Here is a 22635-nt window from a genome sequence, read left to right as displayed (position 1 = left end):
TCCGCACAAGGGAGTGCTGCCGTGACCGATCCTCGACCGTTGCATGTCCTGATCGCCGGTGGAGGCCTCGCCGGCCTGGCCACCGCACAAGGACTGCTCAAGTCCGGCCACACGGTCGAGGTGTTCGAGCGCGACGCCGACCTCGACCGCAAGCAGGGCTACTACCTGCACTTCAACGCGATCGGCGGCGAGGCGCTGCGCCGCTGCCTCCCGGACGACCTGTTCGCGCTCTACCAGCAGACCTCCCGCCGGAACTACGACCGGCACCAGTCGATCGTGCTCGACGACCAGCTGAACGAGCTCCTCGCGGGAGCACATGGGCCCGCCCAACGACGGGCCGGTGCCGCACACCGGCGTCCACCGCCGCACGCTCCGGCAGGTGCTGTCGGCGCGCCTCGGGCCCGCGATGCACACCGGCTCGCCCGTCGTCTCGTTCGTCGAGGACGCCGACGGGGTCACCGCGACGCTCGCCGACGGCAGCACCGCCCGCGGCGACGTGCTCGTCGGCGCCGACGGCATCCGGTCCGCCGTGCGGACGCAGCCCTGCCCCAGGTCCCCGTCATCCCCACAGGCATCCGGGGCATCGGGGTGTACGGCCGCACGCCCATCACACCCGAGCTCGACGCGCTGATGCCCGACATCCTCGACCAGGGCGTCCTCATGGCCGTGGACCGCAAGGGCTCCCGGCTGCTCATCGCCAACTTCCGCCCGCGCCGCGCGGCCGACGAGGCCGCAGCCGACCTGGCACCTGACGTGGTCCTCGACCCTGTCGCCGGCTACATCATGGTCAGCTGCAGCCTCAGCGAGGGCACGGTCGTCCCGCCCGTCGCCGAGTGGACCGACCAGACCGCCGTCGAGCTGCGCGAGTCGATGCTCGCCGCCCTCGAGGGCTGGCACCCCGCGGCCCGCGCGATCGTCGCCGGCGTCGAGCTGGAGTCGATGTTCGCGATCCCGTTCGGGTTCCTCGAGCCGGCCGACGACTGGGCCTCGTCGCGCGTCACCATCGTCGGCGACGCCGCCCACGGCATGCTCCCGACGCTGGGCATGGGCGCCAACCTCGCGCTCAACGACGCGGCGCTCCTGGTGGACCAGCTCGACCGCGTCGCGCGCGGCGAGGCCGAGCTGGTCGAGGCGATCGGCACCTACGAGGAGCAGATGCGCGAGATCACCTACCCGATCCTGCGGATGACCCTCGACCATGACAAGAACTTCGGCGGTGGCGCGCTGGAGGAGGCCTCCGGGGATCGGCACGCGGGATGACGGGACGGCTCGCGGGCCGGGTCGTCCTCGTCACCGGCACCGGTGGCGGGATCGGCCGGGCCACGGCGCTGGTGTGCGCCCGCGAGGGCGCACACGTGGTGGGGTGCGACCTGAACCCCGTGCCCTCGCAGGAGACTGTCGAGCTCGTGCGGGCGGCCGGGGGGCGGATGGACGCGGTCGCGCCCGTCGACCTGGCCACCGAGGCGGGCGCCCAGGCGTGGGTCGACCAGGCCGTCGCCCTGTCCGGCGGCATCGACGTGCTGGTGAACAACGCCTCGGCGATCCGGTTCGGGGCGATCGACCAGCTCTCCTACGCCGACTGGTCGTTCACGATCCGCAACGAGCTGGACATCGTGTTCCTGGTGACGCGCGCGGCCTGGCCGCACCTGGTGGCGCGGGGCGGCGGGTCGATCGTCAACATCGGCTCCATCACCGGGTCGCGAGGTGCGTGGTTCGAGCCGCAGAACGCGCACGGTGCCGCCAAGGGCGGGGTGCTCGCACTGACGTCGAACCTGGTGGTCGAGGGCGGCCCGCTCGGCATCCGCGTGAACGCCGTCAGCCCGGCGATGACCGAGACCCCGCAGACCAGCGGGTTCCTGCACGCCCCGGACGGCCCGGCCGAGAAGATCCTGTCGCGCGTCCCGTTGCGCAAGTGGGGGCAGCCCGAGGACGTCGCGAACGCCGTGCTGTTCCTGGCCGGCGACGAGTCGTCGCACGTGTCAGGGGCGAACATCCCGGTCGACGGCGGCGCGGCGGTGGTCGGATGAAAGGCCGGCTCGTCCTGCGGGGCGACGACGGCTACGAGGAGGCGCGCGTCGGCCGGGTGTTCAACGCTCGCCGTCCCGACCGCTTCCCGGCGGCCGTGCTCGACGCGGTCGACGCGGACGACGTGGTCGCCGGAACTCGCCTGGCGGTCGAGCGCGGCTGGGGGATCAGCATCCGCTCGGGCGGGCACTCGTGGGCCGCGTGGAGCGTGCGCGACGACGCGCTGCTGATCGACCTGGGCGCCCTGCGCTCGATCGAGTACGACGAGGCGACGGGCATCGTCGCCGCGGGGCCGGCGACGACGGGCGCGCTCGAGCTGGCGCCGTTCCTCGCCGATCGGGGTCGGGCGTTCCCCGTCGGCCACTGCGCGACGGTGGGGATCGGCGGCTTCCTGCTGCAGGGCGGCCAGGGGTGGAACGGGCGCGCTTGCGGCTGGGCGTGCGAGAGCGTCGTCGCGGTCGACGTCGTGACCGCCGACGGGGCGTTGGTCCGGGCCGACGCGACCCAGAACGCGGACCTCTACTGGGCCGCGCGTGGTGCAGGTCCGGGCTTCCCGGGCATCGTCACCCGGTTCCACCTGCAGACGTACCCCGAGCCACCCGTGATGTGGCAGGACACCTGGACGTTCCGGCTCGACGACGCGGAGGCTGTCGTCCACTGGCTGCACCGCGTGCTGCCCGACCTGGACCGCCGGGTCGAGCCCGTGATGGCCGCGACCCGGCTGACCGACGTGCCGCTGTACGACGGCATCGAGCACCCGGGCGGCACGCTGCTGCTGCTGCACACGACCTGCATGGCCGACTCCGACGACGAGGCGCTCACGCTGCTCGGCGCCCTCGGCGACTGCCCCGTGCTCGGCCGCGAGCTCGGTCACGTCACCGGCCCGACGTCGGTCGCGCACGAGAGCGTCGCGCAGACCGGCCAGAACCCGGAGGACCACCGGTACGCGGTGGACTGCGCCTGGACCGACGCGTCCGCCGACGTGCTCGCACCGCTGCTGCTGGACATCTGGCGCGGGCTCGACACCGAGCACTCGTTCTCCATCTGGTACGGCTGGGCCCCGACCCGCCCGCTGCCCGACATGGCGTTCTCGGTCGAGGGCAACGTCTACGTCGCCACCTACCTCGTCTACCGGGACGAGGCCGACGACGAGCGCTACCAGACGCGGGTGCACGAGCAGACCGCCGCGATAGCCCGTGACGGCGGTGTCGGCGTCTACCTCGGCGACACGGACTTCACGCGACGCCAGGACCGGTTCCTCGCGCCCGGGCACTACGCCCGGCTCGAGGCCGTCCGGGCCGAGCGCGACCCCACGGGCCGCATCGCGTCGTACCTGACGGCCGACCGCGCGGGACTGAACGTCCATGCCTGATCGCCTCGACCACGTCGGGCTCAACGTCGCCGACCTGGACGCAGCGGCGACCTGGTACTCGTCGGCGTTCGGCTACGTGACCGAGCTCGTGGCACGAGTCGACGCCGTCGACCTCGACATCGTCATGCTGGTCCACCCGACCCACGGCGACCGCCTGGAGCTCCTGCACCGCGCGGGGTCGAACCCCGGCCTGCGGGCCACGAACCCGGCCGAGGCGGTGCTGACCGAGGGGTTCGGGCACGTCGCGTTCGACGTGGCCGGCCTCGACGCGACGTTCGACCGCCTGCTCGCGCTCGGTGCGCGCTCGGTCGTGCCGCCCCAGCCGTCGCCCGAGCCCGGCGTCCGCATGGCGTTCGTCGCGGACCCCGAGGGCAACCTCGTCGAGCTGCTCGACCGCTCGGGCGGCACACCGTGACCGCCCCGACGACGGTCCCGCGGTACCTCGTCCCGCTGCTGGCCGCCTTCACCTCGCTCGTCGTCTTCACCACGGACGTCTACCTCCCGGTGCTGCCGCAAGCTCGGGACGGACCTGGGCACGACGAGCGCCGCGGCGGCCGCGACGGTGTCGGCGGTGCTGATCGGTATCGCCGTCGGTCAGGTGGTCATCGGGCCGCTCAGCGACGCCGTCGGCCGCCGCCCGCCGCTGCTGCTGGGCGGCATCGGGTACGCGGTGGCGCACGTGCTGGCCGCGCTGGCGCCGTCGATCGGCGTGCTGCTGGGCCTTCGTGTGCTCGCGGGTCTGGCGACGGCAGCCTGCATCGTCGTCACGCGGGCCGTCGTCGCGGACGCGTACCCGGGCGCGACCGCGGGCCGGGCGTTCGCCACACTGAGCGCCGTGACGGCGATCGCGCCGGTCGTCGCACCCGTCGCGGGCGGTCTGCTGGCCCACGTCATGAGCTGGCGGGGCATGTTCGTCGTGCTCGCGGTGGTCGCCGCCCTGCTCACCGCGGTCAGCTGGCGGGTCCTGCCCGAGACGCTGCCCGCCGAGCGCCGGGTCGCACCGCACCTCGGCGCGGTGGTCGCCGGGCTCGGCTCCGTGCTGCGGATCAGGACGTTCCTGGCGTACCTGGCGGCGACCGCCGCGTTCGGCGGCATCCTGTTCGGCTACATCGGAGCCTCGTCGTTCGTCCTGCAGGACGCGTTCGGGCTGACCCCCCAGCAGTACAGCCTGGTCTTCGCCCTGAACGCGGTCGGCATCTTCGTGGCGTCCAACCTGAGCCGGCACCTGGTGAGCCGCACGGGCTCGGGCCGTCTGCTCTCCACCGGTCACGTGACGTCCGGTACCGGCGCGGCGGTCCTGGTCGTGGGCGTCGGGCTGCACAGCCTCCCGCTCGTCATGGGCGGCCTGTTCCTCGCCGTGGCCAGCCTCGGCCTGGTGATCCCGGCCGCGACGACGTTGGGCATGGCCGCGGCGGCCGACCGCGCCGGTTCGGCCTCCGGGGTGCTGGGCATCTGCCAGTTCACCGTCGGCGCGATCGCGGCACCGCTCGCCGGCGCGGGCGGCTCACCCTGGTCGCTCGCCGTCGTCGTCGCGGTCAGCGCGGTCGCCGGACCGCTCCTCCTGCGCCTGCTCCGACACCCCGAGTCCACCAGCACCGATCGATACCCGTCCGACACGAGGAGAACCACATGACCACGCGCGAGTTCCCGGAGGGCTTCGTCTGGGGGGTGGCCACCGCCGGCCACCAGAACGAGGGCGACAACACGACGAGCGACACGTGGTTCGCCGAGAACGTCACCCCGACCGTCTTCCGCGACCGGTCGGGCAAGGCGTGCAACGGCTACGAGCTGTGGCGCGAGGACGTCGACCTCGCGGCCGGCATGGGCCTCAACGCCTACCGGTTCTCGGTGGAGTGGGCGCGGATCGAGCCCGTCGACGGCGAGTTCGACGACGACGCCCTGGCGCACTACGAGGCGATCGTCGACCGCTGCCTCGAGCACGGGCTCGCGCCCGTCGTCACGTTCAACCACTTCACGTCCCCGCACTGGTTCGCCGCCCGCGGCGGCTGGCTGAACCCGGAGGCACCGGACCTGTTCGCGCGGTACTGCGGACGCGTGATGGAGGCATTCGGCGACCGCATCGCGTTCGCGCTGACCATGAACGAGCCGAATCTCGCGCGGCTCCTGACCTGGATCGGGCTGCCGCAGTTCATCACCGATCTCGAGCGCGCGACGCTCGAGGCGGCAAGTGCGGCCGCCGGCGTCGAGCGCTACCGGCTGGGCAACGTGATGCTGCCCGAGGAGATGGACGAGATGGCCGACGGCATGACCGCGGGCCACCGGGCGGCGCGCGCCGCCATCAAGGCCGTCCGCCCCGACCTGCCGGTGGGGATGAGTCTGGCGATCGTCGACGACGTCGTCGTGGGGGAGGACGCCTCCGTGCGCGACCGCAAGCGCGCCGAGGTCTACACGCGCTGGCTCGAGCTTCGCCCGCGAGGACGACTTCGTGGGGGTGCAGAACTACGAGCAGGTGGCCTACGACGCGAACGGTCCGGCGCCGCTGCCCGAGGGCACCCCCACCAACCACATGGGATCGGCCGTCGAGCCACTGTCGCTCGCCGGGGCCGTGCGTTACGCGTACGAGGTCGCCGGCGTCCCGGTGCTGGTCACCGAGCACGGCATGTCCACCGACGACGACACGCTCCGGGCACCGTTCATCGCACCCTCCCTCGTCGGCCTGCTCGACGCGATCGAGGACGGCGTGCCGGTCCTCGGGTACATGCACTGGACGTTCATGGACAACTTCGAGTGGATCTTCGGCTACGAGGGGCAGCTCGGCCTGTACTCCGTCGACCGCGAGACGTTCGTCCGCACCGCGAAGCCGAGCGCCGGCGTGTACGCAGCGATCGCCCGCGCCAACGGAGTGGACGCCTGATGACGCTCGTCGCCGAGCTGGCCGCCCGGCTCGCGCTGATCGACGACATGCCGGACATGGGTGCCGCCCCACCCTCGCCCGAGGACATCGCGCGGTTCGAGACGTTCTTCGCGCCGGTCGGCGGCTACCGGCCGCCCGACGCGCTCGTCGAGGAGCACGAGGCTCCCGGACCCCACGGCCCGGTGCCGGTGCGGGTCTACCGGCCCGTCGACCGCGCGCCCGAGGCCCGGGGCCTGGTCTGGATGCACGGCGGCGCGTTCGTCGGCGGCCACCTGGACATGCCGGAGGCCGACGTCGTGGCGCGCGAGCTCGCGCACCTCTCGGGGGCGACCGTGGTGTCCGTCGACTACCGCCTCTGCAACGGCGGTGTCCACTTCCCCGTGCCGCACGACGACGTGCACGCGGCGTTCGTCTGGGCCTCGACGACGTCCGCCCTGCTGCCGTCGGGTGCGCCGTGGGCGATCGGGGGAGCGAGCGCCGGGGCGAACCTGGCGCTCGGTGTCGCGCAACGCCTCCGGGACGAGGGCCGGCCCGCGAGCGCCGTCCTGCTGGCCTACCCGGTGGTCCACGACCCGGTGCCGACAGGGTCCCCGGAGCAGGTGGCGCGGATGGCCGACCTGCCGCGTGTGCTGCGGTTCACCGCCGAGTCGACCTTCTTCCTCAACCGCAACTACCTGGGCCCGCACCCGGCGACGACCCCGTACGCGTTCCCCGGCCTCGGCCGTCTGGACGGTCTGCCGACCACGTTCGTCTCGCTGTGCGAGTACGACGACCTGCTGCCGTCGGGGGAGCGGCTCGTCGCTGACCTGCGCGCGAGCGGTGTGGACGTCGTCGAGGACGTCGTGGCTGGCGCGCCCCACGGGCACCTCAACGTACCGGGGCTGCCGGTGGCACGGGCGACCCTGCGAGCCATGAGCGACGTCCTGCAGCGTGCTTGACCGTGCCGGTCATCCGCCTGCGTCGACCGGCAGGCCCGCCGCGCGCAGCTGGTCGGCCAAGTTGAAGATCTCCGGGACGTACAAGAAGCCCTCGTCGGGGTTGCCGTCACCGGTGAACAGGTCGGCCATCTGCGCCTGCCAGCGGGCGTTGACGTCCGTAGCGGCCATGCGGGCCTGCGCGAGGTCCTTGTCGTCGGCCTCGAAGTACCCGATCAGTGTCCCGGTGTCGGTCAGGAACAGGGAGTAGCTGGACCACCCGGCGTCGCGCAGCGCGGCGAGCATCTCGGGCCAGACGGCGGCGTGACGCTCGCGGTAGACGGCCAGGTGACGAGGGTCGACCTGGGAGACGAAGCAGTAGCGCGGCATGGGCTCGACCTCGTGCGGGACGTCGGGCGCACCGAGGTTCCGGTGCGCCCGACGACCGCTCGACTAGAAGTTGAAGTCGGCGATGTTGTCCTTGTTGAACTTGAACGGGTCGCCGAGCAGCACGGTGGCGTCGGCGCCGACCTTGAAGTCGCCGAGCTTGCCGGCCGTGAAGCTGTCACCCTCCTTGCCGGTGATCTTGCCGCTGACCAGGGCGTCGGCCGCGTAGGCCGCGAGGAAGCCGAGGTCCTCGGGGTTCCACAGGGCGAACTCGGTCACGGTCCCGTCCGTCACGAACGAACGCATCTGGTTCGGCGTCCCCAGGCCGGTGAGAGCCACCTTGCCCTTGGAGTCCGAGGTCGACAGGTAACGGGCCGCTGCTGCGATGCCGACGGTGGTGGGCGAGATGATGCCCTTGAGGTTCGGGTGCGACTGCAGCAGGGCTGCGGTCTTGTCGAAGGAGGTCTGGTCGTCGTCGTCGCCGTACACGGTGTCGACGAGCTTGATGTTCGGGTGGTTGTCGGCCAGGTCCTTCTTCATCAGCTCCATCCAGGCGTTCTGGTTCGTCGCGTTGGCGCTGGCGGACAGGATCGCGACCTCGCCGGCGTCGCCGATCTGCTGGGCGATCATGTCGATCTGGACCTTGGCGATGCCCTCGGCCGTTGCCTGGTTGATGAACAGGTCGCGACACGTCGGGTCGGTGTCGGAGTCGAAGGTGACGACCTTGGTGCCGGCCTGGCGTGCCTCGTTGAGGGCGTCGCAGATCGCCTTCGGGTCGTTGGCGGACACGATCAGCGCCTTGGTGCCCTGCTGGGCGGCGGTGTTGATGAACGGGACCTGGGCGTCCGGTGTACCGGTGTCCGGACCGACCTCGGAGAAGGTCCCGCCGAACTCGGCCGTCGCGGCCTTGGCGCCCTTGGTGCTGGTGTCGAAGTAGGGGTTGCCGAGGTTCTTGGGCAGCATCACGACGGAGATGTCACCGCCCGAGCCGCTGCCGCCCGTGCTGCTCGAGGTGGAACCGTTGTCGCTGCTCCCCGACGAGCATCCGGCGATCGTGAGGGCGATGGTCACGGCCAGCGCGGCCAGTGCGGCCGGCCTCTTGTTGGTGAACTTCATTGTTCTTCCCTTCCTGGGCGGGGGTGCGCGATCGGTCAGGCCGGGCTGGGTTGCCCGGCCGCGGGTGAGGTGGTTGTCCTCGTGGGTCGTTGTCGTCGACGGACGAACCACCCGAGGACGCTCGTGGAGATCACCGAGAGCACGAGAAGTGCGCCGATGATGATGTTGATGACGTTGACGGTGACGCTCTCGAGCCGGAGCGCGCTCGAGATGACGCCGATCAGCAGGACTCCGGCGAGGACCCCGTGCAGTGCGCCGCGTCCGCCGAAGATCGACACGCCGCCCAGCAGCACGGCCGCGACGACCTGCAGCTCCATGCCCGTGGCGTTGTCACCTCGAAGCTGCCGTAGCGCAGCGTGAAGAAGATCCCGGCGAACGCCGAGACCGTCGAGGACAGGACGAACAGCACGGCTTCGTGCGCGCGACCGGCACGCCGGAGAAGTGGGCGGTGTCCGCGCTCAGGCCGATGTCGAAGACGCCGCGCCCGAACGGTGTGAAGTGCAGCAGGACGATGAACACGGCCGCGAGCGCCACGATCGGGACGACGATCACCGGGCTCTGGGTGCCACCGATGCGGGCCGTCGCCAGGTGGGTCCACCGGTCGGGGAAGTCGGTGACGGCCTTGGTGCCGAGCAGCCCGACGGCGATGCCGCGGTACAGCGCGAGCGTGCCGATCGTGACGGCGAGCGACGGCAGCCCGACGTACGCGACCAGGAAGCCGTTGAACAGGCCGCACACCACGCCGACGGCCAGGGAGACCAGTGCAGCCACCGGCACCGAGAAGCCGGCGTTGGTGAGCACCCCCAGGGTCACGCTGCTGAGCCCGACGACGCTCGCGACCGACAGGTCGATCTCGCCGGTGACGATCACCAGGGTCATCGGCAGTGCGATGAGCAGGATCGGCGCGGTGTCGAGCAGCAGGTACGGCAGCGTGAGCGCGTTCCCGAAGTTCGGCACGTTCCGCAGCGAGTACAGGATGACGATGACCAGGAGCGCGATCACCGCCATCTCGCGCGTGAGCAGGACGCGTCGCCACAGCGGCTTCGCGTGGGCGGGGTACGTGCGCGCCATCAGGCATCCCTCGCTTCGACGAGCTTGCGGGCGTTGCGCTGGGCGAGCACCCGGTCCAGGACGATCGCGCCGATGATCAGGACGCCGACGACGGCCTGCTGCCAGAAGTCGGGGATCCCGAGGATCGGCAGGGCGCGGTTGATGGTGACCAGCAGCACGGCGCCGAGGGCGGCGCCCCACACGGTTCCGCTGCCGCCGAAGATGGCGACGCCGCCGATGACGGCCGCCGCGACGGACTGCAACTCGATGCCCACGCCGGCGCCCGAGCTGATGGTCCCGTAGCGGGCGGCGTAGACGACCCCGGCGACGCCGGCCAGGGCGCCGCACACGACGAACGCGCCGACGACCCTGCGGCGCACCGGCAGGCCGAACAGGACGGCGGCGTCGGGCTCCGAACCGATCGCGTACAGCTCCCGGCCCCCGCGCGCGGTGTACAGGTAGTAGCCGACGACGATGAGGAAGAGCACCGAGATCATCGTCAGGACCGGGATCGTCCCGATCGTCTTGGTGCCGAGCAGGAGGAAGGCGGCGGGCAGGTCCGACGCGTTGACCCGGTTGCTGCCCGCCCAGGTCAGGACGATCCCGCGGTAGATGTACAGCGTGCCGAGGGTGATCACGAGGGCCGGGACCTTGCCGAACGCGACCAGGACGCCGTTGATCAGTCCGAGCCCGGCGCCCGCGGCCATCGCGATGAGGAACACGACGACGATCGGCAGCGACGGCTGGGCGATGAAGAGCCGGCCGGCCAGGTAGGCGGTGAGCGCGAGGATCGACCCGACGGACAGGTCGACGTTGCGGCTGATGATCACGACCGCCTGCCCGACCGCCAGCAGGATCAGGATCGACGGCGTCACGAGCAGGTCGCGCCAGCTGTTCGGGCTGAACAGGAACGTGTGCGTCTTGATCGTCGCGGCGGCGATGATCACGACCAGCACGATCGCGATCGCGAGCTCGCGCGAGCGGAGCACGGTGCGCACCGCCCGCCGTGCGGGGAGAGCTGACTGGGCTCGACGAGCAGGTCGGTCACGACTGGTGCTCCAGGGTCGCGGTCGCCGCGTGCATCACGGCTTCGGGGGTGGCGGCGTCGCGTGGCAGGTCGGCGGTGATCCGTCCTTCGGCGACGACGAGGACGCGGTCGGCCATCCCGAGCACCTCCGGCAGCTCGGACGAGATCATCAGGATCGCCATGCCTCGCCCGGCCAGCTCGGACAGCAGGCGGTGCACCTCGGCCTTGGTGCCGACGTCGATGCCGCGCGTGGGCTCGTCGATGATGAGCAGCGTCGGTTCGGTGGCCAGCCACTTGGCGATGACGACCTTCTGCTGGTTGCCGCCGCTCATCGTGCTGCCGGTCATGTCGAGGGCACTGGTCTTGACCTCGAGGCGCGAGGCCCACGGGGCTGCCGCAGCGCTCTCGCGGCGGGTGGTCAGCAGCCCGTAGCCGGCGATCCGTGCGCGGATCACGGCCGTGACGTTCTTGGCGACCGTCGACTCGGTGACCAGGCCCTGCTGGCGGCGGTCCTCGGGGATCAGGGCCATGCCTGCCCGGACCGCGGCCCGCGGGCTCCCCGGGGCCACCGTGGCGCCGTGCAGCTCGACGGTCCCGGCGTCGTACCGGTCGACGCCGAAGATCGCGCGGGCGATCTCGCTGCGACCGGCGCCGACGAGCCCGGCGAGGGCGACGATCTCGCCCTTGCGAACGGTGAAGGACACGTCGTGGATCACGCCGGCGCGCTGCAGACCGCTGACGCGGAGCGCGACCTCGCCGATCTCGGCCGGCACCTTGGGGAACAGGTCGTCGACGCGACGCCCGACCATCTGCGTCACGATCTCGTCGACGGACGTGGTCGCGATGTCGGACGTGGCGATGTACTCGCCGTCGCGCATCACGGTGACCGTGTCGCACAGGTCGAACACCTCGTCGAACCGGTGCGAGATGAACACCAGGGCTCGCCCTTCGTCGCGCAGGCTGCGGGCGACCTGGAACAGCCGGCGAACCTCGACACCCGAGAGCGCTGCCGTCGGCTCGTCCATCACGAGGACGTTCGCCTCGAGCGAGATGGCCTTGGCGATCTCGATGATCTGCTGGTCCGCGATGGACAGGCCCTCCGCGGGCCGCAGCGGGTCGAGGTGGACGCCGAGGCGCGCGAACAGGGCCGCCGACTGGCTGCGCATCACCGAGCGGTCGATGCGGCGTCCGGACCGCAGTGGCTGACGGCCCATGAAGATGTTCTCCATGACGCTGAGGTCGGGGAACAACGTCGGCTCTTGGTAGATCACTGCGACGCCGGCCGCCTTGGACTCTGCTGTCGAGGTGAAGTCGACGTCCCTGCCGTTGAGCCGGAACACGCCACCATCCCTGCGGTACAGGCCGGACAGGATCTTGACCATCGTCGACTTGCCGGCGCCGTTCTCGCCGACGAGGCCGTGGATCGAGCCGCCCGCGACGGTCAGTGAGCCTGAGCGCAGGGCGACGACCGGACCGAAGGCCTTGCGGACGCCGACGAGCTCGAGGACCGGCTTGTGGTTGTCGTGGCCATTCGGCATCTCCTTTCGACGACAGTGTCGAGATGCATTAAATCGATTCAATGCCTCTGGACAGGACCATAGGCCCCTACCGTGCCGGCGTCAAACACCGTTATGGAATCGTGCCGAAGACTCCAACGGCGCCGGCTCGACCGGCCACGTCCCGACAACGCAGTCGCCGCGGCCGGCGCCGCCCGGCCAGGGCGGAAGTGTCGGGGGCCCGCCTCGGCGCCTCCCCGCCACGATCGTCGGCGGACCGGCTACGATCCCGAGGGTGCGATTGAATCGTTGCAAACTCATCTTTCCGCCGGCGGAACAAGCCGCTGTCCGCGTTCGGCGGCAGCACTTTTAAAGCGTTTCACTTCAGGTCGGTCTCGCCGATCGAAGAGGCCGTCGGATCTGTGGGAACGGGACGCCGGTCCGAGAATCGTGGGGAGCAACGGACCGCGACGGAGCCGGTTGCGGCAAGGCTTCACCCACTCCGACGTCGCAGGACCGTGCCGAACCCACGCGTCAACGGCGCTCTCGCCACCAGTTCGGCGATCGACCGACGCGGCGCCGCCGGTTCACGACGGTCCTCTGCTCGGACTCAGCGGCGCGGCGCCGAGCTTCTCGCGAGCGACGACTTGGGCGGCAGGACGATGGCCGAGTGCTCGTGCGGGCCGTCGCCGTGGGCGGCCTCCTCCTGCACGAGGCTCGCGCCGAGGCGACCCACCTCGTGGCCAGGCTGCGCGATCGTCGAGATCGGGATGGGGCTGTCCCACGCCGCCTGGTTGTTGTCGTAGCCGACGATCGCGACATCCTCGGGAACGCGCACGTGTCCCGCGACGGTGAGCGCCTGGACGATCCCGGCTGCGAGCAGGTCCGACGCCGCGAAGATCCCGTCGATCTCGCCGGCCGCGACGCGTCCAGCGAGGTCCACGCCGACCGACCAGCCGTCCGACCGGTTGATCCACTCCGGGGTGATCACCTCAGAAGCTGACCTGCGGGTGCTCGCCGACCGCTTGGTGGAAGCCCTTGCCGCGGTCGACGACCGGCTGCAGCTCGGTCGGGCCCCCGACGAAGGCCAGCTTTTACGACCAGACTCGATCAGGTGCTTCGTGGCGATGTAGCCGCCGAGCGCGTTGTCGACGTCCACGCTGCAGTACTGCGAGACCGGTGCGCTGAAGTTCAGGAGTACCAGCGGGATGCCCGCGGGTGCGCGCCGAGACACGGCCGCGAAGTGCGCCGCATCGTTCAGCGTCATCAAGACGCCCGTGACACGAGCCTGCGCGAACATGGCCAGATAGTTCGACTCGCGCTCGATCCGGGCGTCGCTGTTCGCAATGAGGAGCGTCAGCCCACCGTGCTCCGCGCCGTTCTCGGCGCCCCGTGCGATGTCGACGAACAGCGAGTTGCTCAGGTCGGACACGATCAGGCCGATCGACGCGGTCGATCCGAGCTTCAACGACCGAGCAGCGGTGTTGGGGACGTATCCCAGCATCACCATCGCGCGCTCGACCCGCTCCCGCGTCCCGGGCGCAACCTTGCCGGGATGGTTCAGCACGTTCGAGACGGTGCCCAGCGAGACCCCGGCAAGGGACGCGACATCATCCACGCTCGGGCGCGGCTTGGCGGTGGGACGGCGGGCCTGCTCCCCGGAAGGCAACGACCGACTCCTTCTGCTCGAGAGATATCGCGGCGAGACGAGAGTAGCCGCCCCGAGAGCGGGATCGGTCGCACGCCGCTCCGACTTCCCGACATCTGTTGAATCGAGCCAATCGACGCGCCATCCTCCGACTCGTCCATCTCGGCTGCCGAGCGCATCACACCTGTTCAGATCACAGTTTGACAACGCATCTTGACCCATCCGAGTCGGAGGGCTACGTTTTGAAACGCTTCAATTCATACTTTCGCACTTCAAGGAGGAACTGTGAACTCGATGCTGAAGCGTCGGCGGATGCTGTTGGCAGGCGCCGTCGGACTGAGCGCGGCGATGGCACTCGCCGCATGTAGCGGCTCTGGCTCCAACTCTTCGAGCGGATCTTCCTCGGGAGGGTCCGGCAAGTCGGCGTCCAAGCTCTCGTTCCTCGCCATCAACGAGAACACGACGATCCCGACGACCCTGACGACCCTGAGCAAGAACGAGTGCAAGGCGGAGGATGCGGCCCAGCCGCTGGAGATCACCAAGCAGGCGCAGTCGACGCTCGACCAGCAGCTCCAGCTGCTCGCCGGGCAGAACGCGCTGCCGTCCATCTTCATCAGCGCGAACTCCCCGACGCTCAACACCCAGCTCGCTGGCCAGGGCACGCTGCAGAACGCCGGTGACGCGCTCAAGCAGCTCGGAGTCTCGGACGACGTCCTGCCGGCCGCGTCGTCGGTGATCGACAACCTGTACGACGGCAAGCAGCTCGTCCTGCCCACCGAGCTCAACATCGAGGGCATCTGGTACAACAAGAAGATCCTGGCCGACAACGGCATCGAGGTCCCCACGACCTGGACGGAGCTGGTCGCCGCGTTCGCCAAGCTCAAGGCGGCGGGCATCCAGCCGATCTCCAACGCGGGCAAGGGGGGCGACGGCTGGGGAGTGACCCGCTGGGTCGGCAACTACATCGCTCGCGACCTGGGTCCCACCGCGCTGAAGGACGTGCGCGACGGCAAGGCCAAGCTCACCGACTCCGAGTACGTCAAGGCCGCCGACGCGATCGCCGACCTGGGCAAGCAGGGGTACTTCGGCCCGTCGCCGACGTCGATCGACTACACCACGGCGCTGAACACGTTCCTGACCGGTGACGCGGCGTTCATCTACATGGGCTCCTGGGCGGTCTCGAACTTCACCGACGCCACGCAGAACAAGATCGGCGCCGACAACATCGGCTTCATGCACTTCCCCAGCGTCGACGGCGGCAAGGGCGACGCGGCGCAGATGCCCGCGAACGTCGGCACCGCCCTGGCGATCTCGACCAAGGGCTTCAAGGACGACACCGCGACGCAGAACTGGATCAAGTGCATCGCCGACAACTACGGCACCGTGGCCCTGCGCGACAGCGGCCAGGTCACCGGGTTCAAGGTCGGCAGCGGCGTCACCGTCGCACCCCTGAGCCAGCTGGTGCAGGACGAGATCACCAAGACCAAGGAGAGCATCCTGTGGTTCGAGGCCTACTTCAACCCGCAGGGGACCACCACCAGCCAGAACGACGGCGGCCTGCTCGGCTCGGGCCAGCTGACCGGTGAGGACTTCATGAAGCAGGTCCAGGCCAGCCTGGGTTCCTGACCCTCCGGAGTACAGCGGGGCGGGCCGATGGTTGTGCCCATCGGCCCGCCCCGACACCCCTCGATGATGAGAGGCACCCGCTGCCATGAACCGTGTCCTGGGCGACAAGCGCGCCATCCTGCTGCTGCTCGGGCCAGCCCTGCTCGTGTACTCGCTCGTCATGCTGCTGCCGATGCTCTGGTCGCTGGGGTACACGTTCTTCAGCGGCAGCGTCGTCACCGGGTTCAGCTGGGTCGGGTTCGCGAACTTCGAAAAGCTGTTCACCGACCCGGCCGCGCGTGAGGCGCTCCTCTTCACGCTCAAGTACGCCGTGGTGATCACGGTCGGCCAGGTCGCGGTCGGCTACGGCCTCGCACTCCTCTACATCTTCTTCCTGCGCAAGGCCTCGGCGACGATCCGCACGCTGGTCTTCTTCCCGGTCGTGCTGCCCACCGTCGCCGTCGCCCTGCTCTTCCAGAAGTTCTTCGAGTTCGCCCCGCAGACCGGGCCTGTCAACGCGCTCCTCGAGGCCGTCGGGCTGCATGCCGTCGACTGGTTCGGCAGCGCCAGCACCGCGTTCTGGGTGATCGCGCTCATGGACATCTGGCGCTCGATGGGTTTCTACGCAGTCCTGCTGTACGCCGGTCTGGTCGACGTCCCGGACGAGATTCTCGAGTCCGCTCGACTCGACGGCGCAGCCGGTTGGCGCCTGGTGCGCAGCATCGTGCTCCCGCTGTCCCTGCCGGTCCTGGTCTCGTCGATCATCTTCAGCATCAACGGCACGCTGAAGGTCTTCGACTCGATCTACGCCCTGACCGCCGGCGGCCCCGGCACCGGCACCACACCGTTGACCTTGTTGATGTATCGCACGTCCTTCTTCTACGGCGACTACGGCTACGGCTCCACGATCGCCCTGGCGCTGACGATCCTGTGCCTGATCGTCACTCTCTTCATCTTCCGCGCGAACCGTCGCGACCTGACCCAGGACTGAGCGATGACCACCTTGACGCAAGCACCCGCGACCTCTGCCGCACCGGCCCGCCCCGCGCGGGCACGCCGGCGCATCCGCCGGATCCCGCTCTACGCCGGCGTCACCGTCCTGCTGGTCGTGATGGTGTACCCGCTCCTGTGGCTCCTGCTCGGATCGTTCAAGACGCAGGACGAGTTCCTGAACAACCCCACGTGGTCCCTGCCGAACAGCTTCACCAACTTCAGCAACTACACCGAGGCCTGGTCGAGCATCGCGCTCTACCTGCGCAACTCGGTGCTCGCGGTGTTCCCGGCACTCGCGCTCGTCGTCGTGCTCGGCACGGCCGCCGGGTACGCCCTGCAGGTCATGGTCTTCAAGGGCCGCGGCGGTGTCCTGCTGCTGTTCCTCGCGGGCATCATGATCCCCGGGCAGATGATCCTGCTGCCGCTGTTCACCGTGTACTTCAAGCTCCACCTGACCAGCACCCTGTGGCCCCTGATCATCACGTACACGGCGATAGGCCTGCCGCTGACCGTGTTCATGATGGCGACCTACTTCCGGTCCATCCCACGCGAGATCTTCGAGGCGTCCACCCTCGACGGGGCATCGGCGATCCGCTCGTTCTGGTCGATCGGCTTCCCGATGATGCGCAACGCCGTCTTCACGATCGCCCTGGTCCAGTTCTTCTTCCTCTGGAACGACCTGCTCATCGCCCTGACCTTCACCACCCAGGACTATCTGCGAACGGTCCAGGTGGGTCTCCTCAACTTTACCGGGCAGTTCGGTGCCGTCGACTACGGGCCCACCTTCGCGGCCATCTGCATCAACATGTTCATCGTCCTGGTCCTGTACATCTTCATGAACCAGCGAGTCATGCGCGGCCTGGCCGCCGGGGCGGTCAAGGGCTGAGGCGTGCGAACAGATCCACGACCGGCCACGACGCCGGACCAGCCCGACACGTCTTCCGCCGACGCCATCACCATCGGCGCCCCCCAGGTCGAGCACCACACGCACGCGCTCGGGATCGGCGAGGCGCGCCCGCGCATCTCCTGGACGATCGAACGCGCCCCGGCCGACTGGCGCACCTCGGAGTATCAGCTTCGCGTCAGCGCCGACGGCCGACCGGACGAGACGTCAGGCTGGCTCCCCGGCGCCGGCCAGTCGCTGGTCGCGTGGCCGTTCGAGGCCCTCCGGTCACGGGCGCGCGTGCATATCACCGTCCGGCTGCGGAGTGCCGACGGGCGCTCGTCCGCCTGGTCGCCGGCCGGGTACGCCGAGACCGGTCTGCTCGAACCCAGCGACTGGGTCGCCCGCATGCTCACGCCGACGGGGCCGCCCGAGGACTCCGAGCTGCGACGTCCTCCGGTCGTGCGCCACGAGTTCGACCTCACGGACCGTCCTGTCTCGGCACGCCTCTACGTGACCGCGCACGGGCTCGTCGAGCCGTACATCAACGGTGCCCGGGTCGGCGACGAGGTCCTCGCCCCCGGCTGGACCGTGTACCCGCACCGGCTGCGCTACTCCACCTACGACGTGACCGAACTCCTGAAAGCCGGCCCCAATGCGATGGGGGCCCTCCTCGGCGACGGCTGGTTCCGCGGCCGCATCGGGTTCGACGGCGGAAACCGCGACATCTACGGTGATCGCCTCGCCCTGCTCGCTCAGCTCGAGGTCCAGCTCGCAGACGGCACCCGCCAGGTCATCGCCACCGGGCCGGAATGGCGCGCGGGGCTAGGGCCCGTCCTCAGCTCCGGCCTGTACGAGGGCGAGCGTTATGACGCGCGCCTGCTGGTCCCCGACTGGTCGTCCGCCGGTTTCGACGACACGGTCTGGTCCGGCGTCGAGGTCGTCGACCGCGATCCCGCGACCCTCGTCGCCCCCGAGGGGCCACCGATCCGGTGCACCGAGGAGCTCGCGCCGGCGGTCATCACCCGGACGGACCGTGGGACGACGCTCCTGGACTTCGGCCAGAATCTCGTCGGGCGGCTGCGCATCCGTGTCGACGGCCCCGCGGGTACCCAGGTGCGCCTGCGCCATGCCGAGGTGCTCCAGCACGGACGCGTCTACGCCCGTCCGCTGCGCGGTGCGCAGTCGATCGACGACTACGTCCTGGGGCCTGGGGGCGTCCAGGAGTGGGAGCCACGGTTCACCATCCACGGATTCCGCTACGTCGAGGTCGAGGGCTGGCCCGGCGAGCTGCGGCGTGGCGACGTCGTTGCGCGCGTCCTGCACACCGACATGCGACGGACGGGTGGCTTCAGCTCGTCCGACGAGAGACTGAACCGCCTGCATGACAACGTCGTGTGGAGCATGCGGGGCAACTTCGTCGGGCTGCCGACCGACTGCCCACAGCGGGACGAACGTCTCGGCTGGACGGGTGACATCCAGGTGTTCGGCCCGACGGGGACGTTCCTCTACGACAGCGCAGGACTGCTCTCGTCATGGCTGCGCGACCTGGCACGCGAGCAGCTGCCGGACGGCACCGTGCCGTGGTTCGTGCCCACCATCTACGGCAACCCGATGTGGTCCCCACCGCGCCCTGGAGCGGCCTGGGGCGACGCCGCGGTGATCGTTCCGTGGACCCTCTACGAGCGGTACGGGGACGTCGAGGTCCTCGACCGGCAGTACGACTCCGCTCGCGCGTGGGTCGAGTGCGTGGAACGGCTGGCCGGCCCGGACCGGCTCTGGGACACCGGGTTCCAGCTCGGTGACTGGCTCGACCCGGCCGCTCCGCCGGACGACCCGGCGGACGCGCGCACCGACCGCTACCTGGTCGCGAGCGCGTACTTCGCGCGCTCCAGCCGCCTTCTTGCACGAATGGCCGATGTCGTCGGGCGAAGCGAAGACGCCGAGCGGTTCGACGCGCTCGCCCGCGAGGTCCGCGAGGCCTTCATCCACCGCTACGTCCTGCCCGACGGGCATCTCACCAGCGACGCTCCCACCGCCTACGCCCTGGCCCTGGCGTTCGACCTGCTCCCGAGCGCGCTGCGCGGAGCTGCCGGGGAGCGGCTCGCGCGGCTCGTCGAGGACGGCGGCGACCTGATGGCGACGGGGTTCGTCGGCACCCCGGTCGTCCTCGAGGCCCTCTCCAGCACGGGCCACCTCGACCGCGCGTACGCGCTCCTCATGCAGACCGCCTGCCCGTCCTGGCTCTACATGGTGGGTCAGGGCGCGACGACGATGTGGGAGCGGTGGGACTCGATCCTGCCCGACGGGACCGTCAACCCCGGCGACATGACCTCCTTGAACCACTACGCCTTCGGAGCGGTCGCGGACTGGTTGCACGGCACCGTGGCGGGACTGCGCCAGGCGTCGCCTGCGGGCGACGCCTTCGAGATCGCTCCTCGCCCCGGCGGAGGCCTCACCTGGGCGCAGGCCTGGCTCGAGACCAGGTTCGGGCGCGCACACGTCGGCTGGGAGCTCGACGGGCGAACCGTGACAATCACCGTCGCGATCCCGATCGGCGCCCGCGCAACGGTCGATCTCGGCGCCGCCGGCGTCGTCCAGCTCACCGCGGGACGCCACGAACTCACCGCAGAGCTCGATCAGCTGACCAATTCCTGAGCACATCTGGTTCTCTACTCCACCGACCGGATGGAGCGTTTCATCGCGCCTCTCGGCCCTCCGCCCGGTTCGGCAAAGTCAAGATCCGTGCATGTCAGATGCCATTCGGGATTGACTGGATTGCCGCATTCTGGGTAGTTTCTATGTTGTGAGTTGAAACGCTTCAACCAACCGTGTTGCGGCGAATTACACACGAACGCACTCGCGTCCGTCTCTCAACGAGGAGAACCGATGCACGTCTCGCTCCACCCCCTGCGACGTCCCGGCGCACGCCGGTCGCTCGCCATCGCGTCATCGATCGCGGTGCTCGTGCCCTTCGCGGTCGGCGTGCCCCTGGCCGTCGCCGCACAGGCCGACAGCCCCGCGACGGCGTGCCCGTGGATGAACACGAGCAAGACCGCCGACCAGCGAGCGACCCTGCTCCTGAACGCCAGCACCCTCGACCAGAGCTTCCGCTGGCTCGACGAGCAGGCGGCCAACAGCCCGACCCAGACCACGTTCAGTGGCGTCACCTACCCGGTGCAGGTGGCCTGCACGCCGAAGGTCGTCTACACCGACGGTCCCGACTACGTGCGCGGCTCGACGGGGGTCACGATCTTCCCTGACCAGATCGGCCTCGCGGCATCGTGGGACGAGCAGCTGGCCTACGACAAGGGCGTCGCGCAGGCCGACGAGGCGTTCCGCTCCGGCAAGAACGTCATCCTCGGCCCGGGCGTCTCGTCCAGCCGCACCCCGCTCGCGGGACGCACCCCGGAGTACCTCGGCGAGGACTCGCTGCTCTCGGGGAACATGGCGGCGGCGACGACGAACGGCATCCAGAAGGGCAACCCGAGCCAGCCCGTGATGGCCGTCATCAAGCACTACGTGGCCAACGAGCAGGAGCTGGACCGCCAGACGAGCTCCTCGAACATGGACGGCCGCACCCTGCGGGAGGTCTACGACGCTCCGTTCCGCATCCTCGTCGCCAAGTCCGACCCGGGCGGCGTGATGTGCTCGTACAACCAGGTCAACGGCGTCTACGCCTGTGAGAGCCCGATCCTGAACAACCTCCTGAAGGGCGACGACGGTTTCGACGGCTATGTGGTGACGGACTTCGGTTCGCAGCACTCGACGGCAGCGTCGCTCAACGCGGGCCTCGACCAGGAAGCCAACCGGCCGCGCTTCTACACGCCGGCGAACATCGCAGCCGCGATCGACAACGGGTCGGTGACCCTTGCCGAGATCGACAAGGCCGCGCTCCGGGTCGTGCGGTCCTACATCGCCAACGGGCTGTTCGACCACCCGCTGCCGACGACACCGTCGACGAGCACGTCGACCGACGCGCACAAGGCCCTCGCGGCACAGATCGCCTCGGAGAACTCGGTGCTGCTGAAGAACGACGGCAACGTCCTGCCGCTCACGGCGTCGACGAAGAAGATCGCGATCATCGGTCCGACGGCGTCCAACACCCCGACCAACGGCGTCAGCGCCGGGACGGTGTGCGCCCAGGCCGGAGGCCCGTTCGGTCCCCAGACGAACGCCTGCCCGAACCCGGTCGCTCCCCTGGACGCGATCACCGCTCGCGCGGCGCAGGTCGGTGCGACCGTCACGTTCGACAACGGCGCCGACCTCACCAGCGCTGCCGCCACGGCCGCAGCCGCTGATGTCGCCATCGTCTTCGGCTACTCCAAGCAGGGCGAGTTCGCCGACCGGACGACCCTGGACCTGGACAACGGCGGCGACGCGCTCATCGCCGCGGTCGCGGCGGCCAACCCCAAGACCGTCGCCATCCTCGAGACGGGTACCGCGACGCCCATGCCGTGGCTCGGCAGCGTGAAGGGCGTCGTCGAGGCCTGGTACCCGGGTGAGCAGCAGGGCACCGCGTTCGCCCGCCTGCTCTACGGCGACGACAACTTCGTCGGCAACTTCCCGATGACGTTCCCGAAGTCACTGGCCGACACGCCGACGAACACCCCGCAGCAGTACCCGGGCGTCTTCGCGAACGGCAGCACGACCCGGCCGACGGGCTCGACCGAGATCCGTCAGATCAGCTACAGCGAGGGTCTCCTCGTCGGCTACAAGTGGTACGCGACGAAGAACATCGACCCGCTGTTCCCGTTCGGGTACGGCCTGTCGTACACGGGCTACGCGTACAACAACCTCAAGGTCACCGCGAAGACCAACGGCAAGAAGGCCGTCGACGTGACGTTCCTCGTCACCAACACGGGCCCGAAAGCCGGCACGGAGACGGCGCAGGTGTACCTGACGCTCCCGTCGGCGACGGGTGAGCCGAAGCGTCTGGCCGGCTACGCCAAGGTGTCGCCGAAGGTCGGCCGCGGCGACAAGGTGACCGTGACGATCGACCCGCAGGGCGCCGACCTGCCGCTGTCGTACTACGACACGGCGAGCCACGCCTGGACGATCGCACCGGGCACGTACACGGTCGAGGTCGGGACGTCCGCTCGTGACACCAGGCTGACGGGGACGTTCACCGTCGGCTGACCGCAGGACCGGGCGCCCGCCTCCGGGAGGGGCGGGCGCCCCGTCGCGACCGACGTCGTCGGAGTACCCGGTCGCGGGCTGCCGCGGCTTGACCTCACGTCGTGT

At 70.0% G+C, this 22635-nt stretch carries 19 protein-coding genes and 1 pseudogene; 13 read left to right on the top strand and 7 right to left on the bottom strand.

Annotated elements, in window-relative coordinates:
- The first annotated feature begins 21 nt into the window (after positions 1-21).
- The 8 genes and pseudogenes from AC38ZX_RS13230 (at position 22) to AC38ZX_RS13195 (ending at position 7210) form a co-directional block, all read left to right on the top strand.
- On the top strand, positions 22-1260 hold the full coding sequence (locus AC38ZX_RS13230; RefSeq protein WP_491294748.1) for an FAD-dependent oxidoreductase: 1239 nt from the start codon (positions 22-24) through the stop codon (positions 1258-1260).
- Positions 1257-2027 (top strand): SDR family NAD(P)-dependent oxidoreductase, encoded by a 771-nt coding sequence (locus AC38ZX_RS13225; protein WP_491294743.1) that lies wholly within the window; start codon positions 1257-1259, stop codon positions 2025-2027. The genes AC38ZX_RS13230 and AC38ZX_RS13225 overlap by 4 nt, the downstream gene beginning before the upstream one ends.
- The gene (locus AC38ZX_RS13220) at positions 2024-3397 is read left to right on the top strand and encodes an FAD-binding oxidoreductase (RefSeq protein ID WP_491294741.1); all 1374 of its coding nucleotides are present in this window, start codon (positions 2024-2026) and stop codon (positions 3395-3397) included. The genes AC38ZX_RS13225 and AC38ZX_RS13220 overlap by 4 nt, the downstream gene beginning before the upstream one ends.
- Complete coding sequence (locus tag AC38ZX_RS13215; RefSeq protein ID WP_491294739.1) at positions 3390-3812, top strand: VOC family protein; 423 nt, start codon at positions 3390-3392, stop codon at positions 3810-3812. Before AC38ZX_RS13220 ends, AC38ZX_RS13215 begins: the two co-directional genes overlap by 8 nt.
- Before the next feature lie 156 nt (positions 3813-3968).
- Positions 3969-5030 (top strand): Bcr/CflA family efflux MFS transporter, encoded by a 1062-nt coding sequence (locus tag AC38ZX_RS13210; RefSeq protein ID WP_491294737.1) that lies wholly within the window; start codon positions 3969-3971, stop codon positions 5028-5030.
- Positions 5027-5470, top strand: a pseudogene (locus AC38ZX_RS13205) (family 1 glycosylhydrolase); the annotation flags it as partial. The gene AC38ZX_RS13210 and the pseudogene AC38ZX_RS13205, both read left to right, overlap by 4 nt.
- A gap of 454 nt (positions 5471-5924) precedes the next feature.
- Positions 5925-6272, top strand: a complete 348-nt coding sequence (locus tag AC38ZX_RS13200) for a family 1 glycosylhydrolase (RefSeq protein ID WP_491297419.1) — start codon at positions 5925-5927, stop codon at positions 6270-6272.
- The gene (locus AC38ZX_RS13195; protein ID WP_491297416.1) at positions 6272-7210 is read left to right on the top strand and encodes an alpha/beta hydrolase; all 939 of its coding nucleotides are present in this window, start codon (positions 6272-6274) and stop codon (positions 7208-7210) included. Before AC38ZX_RS13200 ends, AC38ZX_RS13195 begins: the two co-directional genes overlap by 1 nt.
- A gap of 9 nt (positions 7211-7219) precedes the next feature.
- Here the strand turns inward: AC38ZX_RS13195 and AC38ZX_RS13190 are convergent, their stop codons facing one another.
- From AC38ZX_RS13190 to AC38ZX_RS13160, 7 genes are all read right to left on the bottom strand, one after another.
- Positions 7220-7576 (bottom strand): L-rhamnose mutarotase, encoded by a 357-nt coding sequence (locus AC38ZX_RS13190; protein ID WP_491294735.1) that lies wholly within the window; start codon positions 7574-7576, stop codon positions 7220-7222.
- A gap of 63 nt (positions 7577-7639) precedes the next feature.
- A complete protein-coding gene (gene rhaS / locus AC38ZX_RS13185; RefSeq protein WP_491294733.1) occupies positions 7640-8689 on the bottom strand; it encodes a rhamnose ABC transporter substrate-binding protein in 1050 nt (349 codons plus the stop codon).
- 35 nt (positions 8690-8724) lie between these two features.
- Positions 8725-9006, bottom strand: coding sequence for a hypothetical protein (locus AC38ZX_RS13180; RefSeq protein WP_491294731.1), 282 nt, complete (start codon positions 9004-9006; stop codon positions 8725-8727).
- A gap of 13 nt (positions 9007-9019) precedes the next feature.
- Positions 9020-9760, bottom strand: coding sequence for an ABC transporter permease (locus tag AC38ZX_RS13175; protein WP_491294729.1), 741 nt, complete (start codon positions 9758-9760; stop codon positions 9020-9022).
- Positions 9760-10737: an ABC transporter permease gene (locus tag AC38ZX_RS13170; RefSeq protein WP_491294727.1), complete on the bottom strand. Its 978-nt coding sequence runs from the start codon at positions 10735-10737 to the stop codon at positions 9760-9762. Before AC38ZX_RS13170 ends, AC38ZX_RS13175 begins: the two co-directional genes overlap by 1 nt.
- 46 nt (positions 10738-10783) lie before the next feature.
- Positions 10784-12304, bottom strand: a complete 1521-nt coding sequence (locus AC38ZX_RS13165) for a sugar ABC transporter ATP-binding protein (RefSeq protein ID WP_491294725.1) — start codon at positions 12302-12304, stop codon at positions 10784-10786.
- A 568-nt stretch (positions 12305-12872) separates the two neighbouring features.
- The gene (locus AC38ZX_RS13160) at positions 12873-13931 is read right to left on the bottom strand and encodes a LacI family DNA-binding transcriptional regulator (protein ID WP_491294723.1); all 1059 of its coding nucleotides are present in this window, start codon (positions 13929-13931) and stop codon (positions 12873-12875) included.
- Positions 13932-14204: 273 nt separating this feature from the next.
- Here AC38ZX_RS13160 and AC38ZX_RS13155 point away from each other — a divergent pair, with 273 nt between their 5' ends.
- The 5 genes from AC38ZX_RS13155 to AC38ZX_RS13135 all read left to right on the top strand — a co-directional run bounded on the left by AC38ZX_RS13155 (position 14205) and on the right by AC38ZX_RS13135 (position 22530).
- Positions 14205-15536 carry an ABC transporter substrate-binding protein gene (locus AC38ZX_RS13155; protein WP_491297414.1) on the top strand — a complete coding sequence of 444 codons (1332 nt, stop codon included), beginning with the start codon at positions 14205-14207 and terminating at the stop codon, positions 15534-15536.
- Positions 15537-15621: 85 nt separating this feature from the next.
- Positions 15622-16506 carry a carbohydrate ABC transporter permease gene (locus tag AC38ZX_RS13150; RefSeq protein WP_426592379.1) on the top strand — a complete coding sequence of 295 codons (885 nt, stop codon included), beginning with the start codon at positions 15622-15624 and terminating at the stop codon, positions 16504-16506.
- A 3-nt stretch (positions 16507-16509) separates the two neighbouring features.
- A complete protein-coding gene (locus tag AC38ZX_RS13145; protein WP_426592378.1) occupies positions 16510-17394 on the top strand; it encodes a carbohydrate ABC transporter permease in 885 nt (294 codons plus the stop codon).
- A 3-nt stretch (positions 17395-17397) separates the two neighbouring features.
- Positions 17398-20049 (top strand): alpha-L-rhamnosidase, encoded by a 2652-nt coding sequence (locus AC38ZX_RS13140; RefSeq protein WP_491294718.1) that lies wholly within the window; start codon positions 17398-17400, stop codon positions 20047-20049.
- A gap of 231 nt (positions 20050-20280) precedes the next feature.
- Positions 20281-22530 carry a beta-glucosidase family protein gene (locus AC38ZX_RS13135; RefSeq protein ID WP_491294716.1) on the top strand — a complete coding sequence of 750 codons (2250 nt, stop codon included), beginning with the start codon at positions 20281-20283 and terminating at the stop codon, positions 22528-22530.
- Positions 22531-22635 lie beyond the last annotated feature (105 nt).

Source organism: Cellulomonas sp. McL0606 (assembly GCF_058248365.1).
The sequence above is the reverse complement of the archived record's forward strand: the minus strand, read 5'-3'. Positions and strand labels throughout refer to the sequence as shown.

Coding starts and splice junctions, on each gene's coding strand:
- AC38ZX_RS13225 (WP_491294743.1), top strand. CDS start 1,257: ATGACGGGACGGCTCGCGGGCCGGGTCGTCCTCGTCACCGGCACCGGT.
- AC38ZX_RS13220 (WP_491294741.1), top strand. CDS start 2,024: ATGAAAGGCCGGCTCGTCCTGCGGGGCGACGACGGCTACGAGGAGGCG.
- AC38ZX_RS13215 (WP_491294739.1), top strand. CDS start 3,390: ATGCCTGATCGCCTCGACCACGTCGGGCTCAACGTCGCCGACCTGGAC.
- AC38ZX_RS13200 (WP_491297419.1), top strand. CDS start 5,925: ATGGGATCGGCCGTCGAGCCACTGTCGCTCGCCGGGGCCGTGCGTTAC.
- AC38ZX_RS13195 (WP_491297416.1), top strand. CDS start 6,272: ATGACGCTCGTCGCCGAGCTGGCCGCCCGGCTCGCGCTGATCGACGAC.
- AC38ZX_RS13190 (WP_491294735.1), bottom strand. CDS start 7,576: ATGCCGCGCTACTGCTTCGTCTCCCAGGTCGACCCTCGTCACCTGGCC.
- rhaS (WP_491294733.1), bottom strand. CDS start 8,689: ATGAAGTTCACCAACAAGAGGCCGGCCGCACTGGCCGCGCTGGCCGTG.
- AC38ZX_RS13180 (WP_491294731.1), bottom strand. CDS start 9,006: ATGGAGCTGCAGGTCGTCGCGGCCGTGCTGCTGGGCGGCGTGTCGATC.
- AC38ZX_RS13175 (WP_491294729.1), bottom strand. CDS start 9,760: ATGGCGCGCACGTACCCCGCCCACGCGAAGCCGCTGTGGCGACGCGTC.
- AC38ZX_RS13165 (WP_491294725.1), bottom strand. CDS start 12,304: ATGCCGAATGGCCACGACAACCACAAGCCGGTCCTCGAGCTCGTCGGC.
- AC38ZX_RS13155 (WP_491297414.1), top strand. CDS start 14,205: ATGCTGAAGCGTCGGCGGATGCTGTTGGCAGGCGCCGTCGGACTGAGC.
- AC38ZX_RS13150 (WP_426592379.1), top strand. CDS start 15,622: ATGAACCGTGTCCTGGGCGACAAGCGCGCCATCCTGCTGCTGCTCGGG.
- AC38ZX_RS13145 (WP_426592378.1), top strand. CDS start 16,510: ATGACCACCTTGACGCAAGCACCCGCGACCTCTGCCGCACCGGCCCGC.
- AC38ZX_RS13135 (WP_491294716.1), top strand. CDS start 20,281: ATGCACGTCTCGCTCCACCCCCTGCGACGTCCCGGCGCACGCCGGTCG.